Source organism: Enterobacter sp. 03-F-07-AD-ECC, from assembly GCF_047530935.1.
GTDB lineage: Bacteria > Pseudomonadota > Gammaproteobacteria > Enterobacterales > Enterobacteriaceae > Enterobacter > Enterobacter cloacae.
In genome coordinates, this window is record NZ_JBLKBZ010000046.1 from 1 (window position 1) to 5,829 (window position 5,829).

Genomic DNA, 5,829 nt, shown 5'->3' on the forward strand with positions numbered 1-5,829 from the left:
TAAAATCCCATTCAGACGCCGGATAGATTCAAGCAAGCCAACTTGTCGTCAAAATCGGTGTTGCAAAAACGGGAGTGACCATAGATTCCGTTTTCTGAGGCGACCCCCACATAGAGACCTTCCCGGTCATTCACTTTGTAGAGTTTGTCCCTGGGCTTGAGATTGCGCAGCTTGGTATCGGTCAGCATGTACCTTGTCCTTCTTCGTCTCCGATACCCACTCTATTGTAAACAAGACATTTTTATCTTTTATATTCAATGGCTTATTTTCCTGCTAATTGGTAATACCATGAAAAATACCATGCTCAGAAAAGGCTTAACAATATTTTGAAAAATTGCCTACTGAGCGCTGCCGCACAGCTCCATAGGCCGCTTTCCTGGCTTTGCTTCCAGATGTATGCTATTCTGCTCCTGCAGCTAATGGAGCACCGCAAACAGGTTACTCGCCTGGGGATTCCCTTTCGACCCGAGCATCCGTATGAGACTCATGCTCGATTATTATTATTATAGAAGCCCCCATGAATAAATCGCTCATCATTTTCGGCATCGTCAACATAACCTCGGACAGTTTCTCCGATGGAGGCCGGTATCTGGCGCCAGACGCAGCCATTGCGCAGGCGCGTAAGCTGATGGCCGAGGGGGCAGATGTGATCGACCTCGGTCCGGCATCCAGCAATCCCGACGCCGCGCCTGTTTCGTCCGACACAGAAATCGCGCGTATCGCGCCGGTGCTGGACGCGCTCAAGGCAGATGGCATTCCCGTCTCGCTCGACAGTTATCAACCCGCGACGCAAGCCTATGCCTTGTCGCGTGGTGTGGCCTATCTCAATGATATTCGCGGTTTTCCAGACGCTGCGTTCTATCCGCAATTGGCGAAATCATCTGCCAAACTCGTCGTTATGCATTCGGTGCAAGACGGGCAGGCAGATCGGCGCGAGGCACCCGCTGGCGACATCATGGATCACATTGCGGCGTTCTTTGACGCGCGCATCGCGGCGCTGACGGGTGCCGGTATCAAACGCAACCGCCTTGTCCTTGATCCCGGCATGGGGTTTTTTCTGGGGGCTGCTCCCGAAACCTCGCTCTCGGTGCTGGCGCGGTTCGATGAATTGCGGCTGCGCTTCGATTTGCCGGTGCTTCTGTCTGTTTCGCGCAAATCCTTTCTGCGCGCGCTCACAGGCCGTGGTCCGGGGGATGTCGGGGCCGCGACACTCGCTGCAGAGCTTGCCGCCGCCGCAGGTGGAGCTGACTTCATCCGCACACACGAGCCGCGCCCCTTGCGCGACGGGCTGGCGGTATTGGCGGCGCTGAAAGAAACCGCAAGAATTCGTTAACTGCACATTCGGGATATTTCTCTATATTCGCGCTTCATCAGAAAACTGAAGGAACCTCCATTGAATCGAACTAATATTTTTTTTGGTGAATCGCATTCTGACTGGTTGCCTGTCAGAGGCGGAGAATCTGGTGATTTTGTTTTTCGACGTGGTGACGGGCATGCCTTCGCGAAAATCGCACCTGCTTCCCGCCGCGGTGAGCTCGCTGGAGAGCGTGACCGCCTCATTTGGCTCAAAGGTCGAGGTGTGGCTTGCCCCGAGGTCATCAACTGGCAGGAGGAACAGGAGGGTGCATGCTTGGTGATAACGGCAATTCCGGGAGTACCGGCGGCTGATCTGTCTGGAGCGGATTTGCTCAAAGCGTGGCCGTCAATGGGGCAGCAACTTGGCGCTGTTCACAGCCTATCGGTTGATCAATGTCCGTTTGAGCGCAGGCTGTCGCGAATGTTCGGACGCGCCGTTGATGTGGTGTCCCGCAATGCCGTCAATCCCGACTTCTTACCGGACGAGGACAAGAGTACGCCGCAGCTCGATCTTTTGGCTCGTGTCGAACGAGAGCTACCGGTGCGGCTCGACCAAGAGCGCACCGATATGGTTGTTTGCCATGGTGATCCCTGCATGCCGAACTTCATGGTGGACCCTAAAACTCTTCAATGCACGGGTCTGATCGACCTTGGGCGGCTCGGAACAGCAGATCGCTATGCCGATTTGGCACTCATGATTGCTAACGCCGAAGAGAACTGGGCAGCGCCAGATGAAGCAGAGCGCGCCTTCGCTGTCCTATTCAATGTATTGGGGATCGAAGCCCCCGACCGCGAACGCCTTGCCTTCTATCTGCGATTGGACCCTCTGACTTGGGGTTGATGTTCATGCCGCCTGTTTTTCCTGCTCATTGGCACGTTTCGCAACCTGTTCTCATTGCGGACACCTTTTCCAGCCTCGTTTGGAAAGTTTCATTGCCAGACGGGACTCCTGCAATCGTCAAGGGATTGAAACCTATAGAAGACATTGCTGATGAACTGCGCGGGGCCGACTATCTGGTATGGCGCAATGGGAGGGGAGCAGTCCGGTTGCTCGGTCGTGAGAACAATCTGATGTTGCTCGAATATGCCGGGGAGCGAATGCTCTCTCACATCGTTGCCGAGCACGGCGACTACCAGGCGACCGAAATTGCAGCGGAACTAATGGCGAAGCTGTATGCCGCATCTGAGGAACCCCTGCCTTCTGCCCTTCTCCCGATCCGGGATCGCTTTGCAGCTTTGTTTCAGCGGGCGCGCGATGATCAAAACGCAGGTTGTCAAACTGACTACGTCCACGCGGCGATTATAGCCGATCAAATGATGAGCAATGCCTCGGAACTGCGTGGGCTACATGGCGATCTGCATCATGAAAACATCATGTTCTCCAGTCGCGGCTGGCTGGTGATAGATCCCGTCGGTCTGGTCGGTGAAGTGGGCTTTGGCGCCGCCAATATGTTCTACGATCCGGCTGACAGAGACGACCTTTGTCTCGATCCTAGACGCATTGCACAGATGGCGGACGCATTCTCTCGTGCGCTGGACGTCGATCCGCGTCGCCTGCTCGACCAGGCGTACGCTTATGGGTGCCTTTCCGCAGCTTGGAACGCGGATGGAGAAGAGGAGCAACGCGATCTAGCTATCGCGGCCGCGATCAAGCAGGTGCGACAGACGTCATACTAGATATCAAGCGACTTCTCCTATCCCCTGGGAACACATCAATCTCACCGGAGAATATCGCTGGCCAAAGCCTTAGCGTAGGATTCCGCCCCTTCCCGCAAACGACCCCAAACAGGAAACGCAGCTGAAACGGGAAGCTCAACACCCACTGACGCATGGGTTGTTCAGGCAGTACTTCATCAACCAGCAAGGCGGCACTTTCGGCCATCCGCCGCGCCCCACAGCTCGGGCAGAAACCGCGACGCTTACAGCTGAAAGCGACCAGGTGCTCGGCGTGGCAAGACTCGCAGCGAACCCGTAGAAAGCCATGCTCCAGCCGCCCGCATTGGAGAAATTCTTCAAATTCCCGTTGCACATAGCCCGGCAATTCCTTTCCCTGCTCTGCCATAAGCGCAGCGAATGCCGGGTAATACTCGTCAACGATCTGATAGAGAAGGGTTTGCTCGGGTCGGTGGCTCTGGTAACGACCAGTATCCCGATCCCGGCTGGCCGTCCTGGCCGCCACATGAGGCATGTTCCGCGTCCTTGCAATACTGTGTTTACATACAGTCTATCGCTTAGCGGAAAGTTCTTTTAGGGGTCTGACGCTCAGTGGAACGAAAACTCACGTTAAGGGATTTTGGTCATGAGATTATCAAAAAGGATCTTCACCTAGATCCTTTTAAATTAAAAATGAAGTTTTAAATCAATCTAAAGTATATATGAGTAAACTTGGTCTGACAGTTACCAATGCTTAATCAGTGAGGCACCTATCTCAGCGATCTGTCTATTTCGTTCATCCATAGTTGCCTGACTCCCCGTCGTGTAGATAACTACGATACGGGAGGGCTTACCATCTGGCCCCAGTGCTGCAATGATACCGCGAGACCCACGCTCACCGGCTCCAGATTTATCAGCAATAAACCAGCCAGCCGGAAGGGCCGAGCGCAGAAGTGGTCCTGCAACTTTATCCGCCTCCATCCAGTCTATTAATTGTTGCCGGGAAGCTAGAGTAAGTAGTTCGCCAGTTAATAGTTTGCGCAACGTTGTTGCCATTGCTGCAGGCATCGTGGTGTCACGCTCGTCGTTTGGTATGGCTTCATTCAGCTCCGGTTCCCAACGATCAAGGCGAGTTACATGATCCCCCATGTTGTGCAAAAAAGCGGTTAGCTCCTTCGGTCCTCCGATCGTTGTCAGAAGTAAGTTGGCAGCAGTGTTATCACTCATGGTTATGGCAGCACTGCATAATTCTCTTACTGTCATGCCATCCGTAAGATGCTTTTCTGTGACTGGTGAGTACTCAACCAAGTCATTCTGAGAATAGTGTATGCGGCGACCGAGTTGCTCTTGCCCGGCGTCAACACGGGATAATACCGCACCACATAGCAGAACTTTAAAAGTGCTCATCATTGGAAAACGTTCTTCGGGGCGAAAACTCTCAAGGATCTTACCGCTGTTGAGATCCAGTTCGATGTAACCCACTCGTGCACCCAACTGATCTTCAGCATCTTTTACTTTCACCAGCGTTTCTGGGTGAGCAAAAACAGGAAGGCAAAATGCCGCAAAAAAGGGAATAAGGGCGACACGAAAATGTTGAATACTCATACTCTTCCTTTTTCAATATTATTGAAGCATTTACCAGGGTTATTGTCTCATGAGCGGATACATATTTGAATGTATTTAGAAAAATAAACAAATAGGGGTTCCGCGCACATTTCCCCGAAAAGTGCCACCTGACGTCTAAGAAACCATTATTATCATGACATTAACCTATAAAAATAGGCGTATCACGAGGCCCTTTCGTCTTCAAGAATTTTATAAACCGTGGAGCGGGCAATACTGAGCTGATGAGCAATTTCCGTTGCACCAGTGCCCTTCTGATGAAGCGTCAGCACGACGTTCCTGTCCACGGTACGCCTGCGGCCAAATTTGATTCCTTTCAGCTTTGCTTCCTGTCGGCCCTCATTCGTGCGTTCTAGGATCCTCCGGCGTTCAGCCTGTGCCACAGCCGACAGGATGGTGACCACCATTTGCCCCATATCACCGTCGGTACTGATCCCGTCATCAATGAACCGGACTGCCACGCCCTGAGCGTCAAATTCCTTTATCAGTTGGATCATATCGGCAGTGTCGCGGCCAAGACGGTCGAGCTTCTTAACCAGAATGACATCACCTTCCTCCACCTTCATCCTCAGCAAATCCAGCCCTTCCCGGTCTGTTGAACTGCCGGATGCCTTATCGGTAAATATACGGTTTGCTTTCACACCTACGTCTTTGAGTGCTCTGACCTGAAGATCAAGAGACTGCTGACTGGTTGAGACCCGAGCGTAACCAAAAAGTCGCATAAAAATGTACCTTAAATCGAATATCGGACAACTCATGTCTATTATTACAAATTTACGATTTAATAGACATATTAATGTAACAGTTTTACGATGTCCGATAATTTATAACATTTCGTACGGTTGGAAAAATGTTACTAAATGCCCGTCAGGCAGGGAGGCCGATATGCCCGTTGACTTTCTGACCACTGAGCAGACTGAAAGCTATGGCAGATTCACCGGTGAACCGGATGAGCTTCAGCTGGCACGATATTTTCACCTTGATGAAGCAGACAAGGAATTTATCGGAAAAAGCAGAGGTGATCACAACCGTCTGGGCATTGCCCTGCAAATTGGATGTGTCCGTTTTCTGGGCACCTTCCTCACCGATATGAATCATACCTAGATTCTACGTCAGTACTTCAAAAAGCATAATCAAAGCCTTGATAAATATGCATTCCTTCGAAATTCAGCTTTCACCCATTGGGTGAAAGAAAAG

The 5,829-nt window shown here is 51.8% G+C and carries 5 protein-coding genes and 3 pseudogenes; 4 read left to right on the forward strand and 4 right to left on the reverse strand.

From position 1 onward, the window contains the following. Positions 1-83 precede the first annotated feature (83 nt). Positions 84-188, reverse strand: a pseudogene (locus ACMWKA_RS25230) (Arm DNA-binding domain-containing protein); the annotation flags it as partial. Between the two features lie 329 nt (positions 189-517). On the opposite strand from ACMWKA_RS25230, the gene sul2 reads away from it, so the two are divergent. From sul2 to ACMWKA_RS25245, 3 genes are read left to right on the forward strand one after another with little or no spacing between them, the layout of a single operon-like run. Beyond that, on the forward strand, positions 518-1,333 hold the full coding sequence (sul2, locus tag ACMWKA_RS25235) for a sulfonamide-resistant dihydropteroate synthase Sul2 (protein ID WP_001043260.1): 816 nt from the start codon (positions 518-520) through the stop codon (positions 1,331-1,333). A 60-nt stretch (positions 1,334-1,393) separates the two neighbouring features. Continuing rightward, the gene (gene aph(3'')-Ib, locus ACMWKA_RS25240) at positions 1,394-2,197 is read left to right on the forward strand and encodes an aminoglycoside O-phosphotransferase APH(3'')-Ib (protein WP_001082319.1); all 804 of its coding nucleotides are present in this window, start codon (positions 1,394-1,396) and stop codon (positions 2,195-2,197) included. After that, a complete protein-coding gene (locus ACMWKA_RS25245) occupies positions 2,197-3,033 on the forward strand; it encodes an aminoglycoside O-phosphotransferase APH(6)-Id (protein WP_000480968.1) in 837 nt (278 codons plus the stop codon). The genes aph(3'')-Ib and ACMWKA_RS25245 overlap by 1 nt, the downstream gene beginning before the upstream one ends. 106 nt (positions 3,034-3,139) lie before the next feature. Here the strand turns inward: ACMWKA_RS25245 and ACMWKA_RS25250 are convergent. From ACMWKA_RS25250 to ACMWKA_RS25260, 3 genes and pseudogenes are all read right to left on the reverse strand, one after another. Beyond that, positions 3,140-3,544 (reverse strand): annotated as a pseudogene (locus ACMWKA_RS25250) (IS91 family transposase); the annotation flags it as partial. Between the two features lie 209 nt (positions 3,545-3,753). Further along, complete coding sequence (locus ACMWKA_RS25255; RefSeq protein ID WP_000027057.1) at positions 3,754-4,614, reverse strand: broad-spectrum class A beta-lactamase TEM-1; 861 nt, start codon at positions 4,612-4,614, stop codon at positions 3,754-3,756. Between the two features lie 182 nt (positions 4,615-4,796). Next, entirely contained in the window at positions 4,797-5,354 is a 558-nt protein-coding gene (locus ACMWKA_RS25260) for a recombinase family protein (protein ID WP_193227456.1), read from the reverse strand. A gap of 163 nt (positions 5,355-5,517) precedes the next feature. On the opposite strand from ACMWKA_RS25260, the pseudogene ACMWKA_RS25265 reads away from it, so the two are divergent. Beyond that, positions 5,518-5,724: pseudogene (locus ACMWKA_RS25265) on the forward strand (DUF4158 domain-containing protein); the annotation flags it as partial. Between the last annotated feature and the right edge of the window lie 105 nt (positions 5,725-5,829).